Genomic DNA, 1,945 nt, shown 5'->3' on the forward strand with positions numbered 1-1,945 from the left:
AAAGCGCGTTTCACCGTCGCCTAAGGAGGTCAGCCCCCACAGCACCGGACGGTAGTCGATGTCCAGCACCGTGCGCACGCCGTGACGGCGAGCATAGCCCAGCGCCGTCAGCACCGCCTCGCGGGTCTGAGGATGAGAAAGGTGAGTCCCGGTGATGGCAAGACAACGTGCGGAGGCAATGTAGCTTTCGTCCACATCGCTGGCGGTAATGGCCATATCCGCGCAGTTATCGCGATAAAAAATAAGAGGAAAGGTGTCCCGGTCTTTAATGCCGAGTAGCACCAGCGCCGTGAGGCGGTCTTTATCGGTGATCAGATGGCTGGTATCGCAGCCCACCTGGTTGAGCTCTTCGCGCAGGAAGCGGCCCATATGTTCATCGCCGACGCGCGCCAGCATCGACGAACGTAAACCCTGACGCGCGGTGCCGTACGCCACGTTGCCCGACGACCCGCCGAGATATTTGGCGAAGCTCGACGCGTCCTCCAGACGGGCACCAATCTGCTGGCTGTAGAGGTCTACCGCCACGCGGCCCATGCATATCACATCAAACTGCTTTTCCACGTTGATACCTCATCAGACAATGTCGTTCACGTTCAGCCAGCGGCCTTCCCGGTGCGAGAGCGCAATCGCGTCCAGCACGCGCGACACCTTCCAGCCCTCTTCGAAGTCCGGCCACATCGGCGCGTCGGCGGCAATCCCGTCCACCAGGTCGCGCACCTCCACCGTTTTTTGATCGTTAAAGCCAATCCCGTGGCCTGCGCCCATGCAGAACGCGGCGTAGTCCGGGTGCGCAGGGCCGACGAGTAAGGTGCGGAACCCCTGACGGTTTACCGGATCGTCATGCAGATAGAGCTTCAGCTCCGCCATGCGCTCCTGGGTGAAGCTGATGGCGCCTTTCGTGCCGGTAATGACGTACGACAGCCCCATCTTGCGGCCGCAGGCAACGCGGGAGGTTTCAATCACGCCCTGCGCCCCGCCCGCGAAGCGCACCATCGCGTGGGCCTGATCCTCGTTTTCGACGGCAACCATGTCCGACGAGCCGGCCTTCGCCGGGCGCTCCGGGACCACGATCTTCAGGTCGCCGCAGACCTGCTCAATCTCCCCGACCAGGTACTGGGCCATATTGACGATATGCGCCGCGAGGTCGCCCAGCGCCCCCAGCCCGGCGGTCTCTTTAAAGCAGTGCCAGTGAATGGGCGAGCGCGGGTCGGCCATATAGTCTTCGTTGTGGGTGCCGTAGAAGTGGATCACCTCGCCAATCTCGCCGCGGGCGATAATCTCCTTCGCCAGCTGCGCCGTCGGGTTTTTCATGTAGTTGAAGCCCACCAGCGTTTTCACCCCGGCCCGCTTCGCGGCGTCGACCATCTCGCGGGCGTCGTGGGCGTTAAGCGCCAGCGGCTTCTCCGAGTAGACGTGCTTGCCGTGGCGGATCGCCTCCAGCGCCATCTCCTTATGCAGATGGTTGGGTGAGCAAATATCCACCACGTCAATCGCCGGGTCGGCCACCAGCGCCCGCCAGTCGCCGGTGGAGCGGTTGAAGCCAAACGCCTGCGCACGCGCTGCCGCCAGCTCCGGCGTGACTTCCGCCACCATCTCGCGCACCAGCCTGCCGCGCAGGTTGAACACCGTCGGGGCCTGGGCATAGGCGATAGCGTGCGCCTTGCCGATATACCCGGAACCAATCAATCCAATACGAACCTCTTTCATCGTGATCCTCACAGTGCGCCGCGACGGCTCTTGGCGTAGGTATCAAACGCCACCGCCAGAACGATAATTAATCCGGTGATAATCTGCTGGTAGTAGGCCGAGACGTTCATCAGCACCAGGCCGTTAATCAGAATCCCCATGATGATGGAGCCGATAATGGTGCCGCCGATGCGCCCGTAGCCGCCCATCAGCGAGGTGCCGCCAATCACCACCGAGGCAATGACGCGCAGTTCAAAGG

At 62.3% G+C, this 1,945-nt stretch carries 2 protein-coding genes and 1 pseudogene; all 3 read right to left on the minus strand.

The window, feature by feature from the left end:
• Positions 1 to 561: PfkB family carbohydrate kinase (locus DOU50_RS00400; protein WP_228117488.1), on the minus strand; the 561-nt coding region annotated here is incomplete at its 3' end.
• A gap of 12 nt (positions 562 to 573) precedes the next feature.
• Entirely contained in the window at positions 574 to 1,707 is a 1,134-nt protein-coding gene (locus DOU50_RS00405; protein WP_148768481.1) for a Gfo/Idh/MocA family protein, read from the minus strand.
• A gap of 8 nt (positions 1,708 to 1,715) precedes the next feature.
• Positions 1,716 to 1,945: pseudogene (locus tag DOU50_RS00410) on the minus strand (ABC transporter permease); the annotation flags it as partial.

The organism is Enterobacter sp. C6 (genome assembly GCF_008122455.1).
GTDB lineage: Bacteria > Pseudomonadota > Gammaproteobacteria > Enterobacterales > Enterobacteriaceae > Enterobacter > Enterobacter pseudoroggenkampii.

Bases quoted from the DNA above. Each gene is read 5' to 3' on its own strand.
- DOU50_RS00405 (WP_148768481.1), bottom strand. From the start codon at position 1,707: ATGAAAGAGGTTCGTATTGGATTGATTGGTTCCGGGTATATCGGCAAG.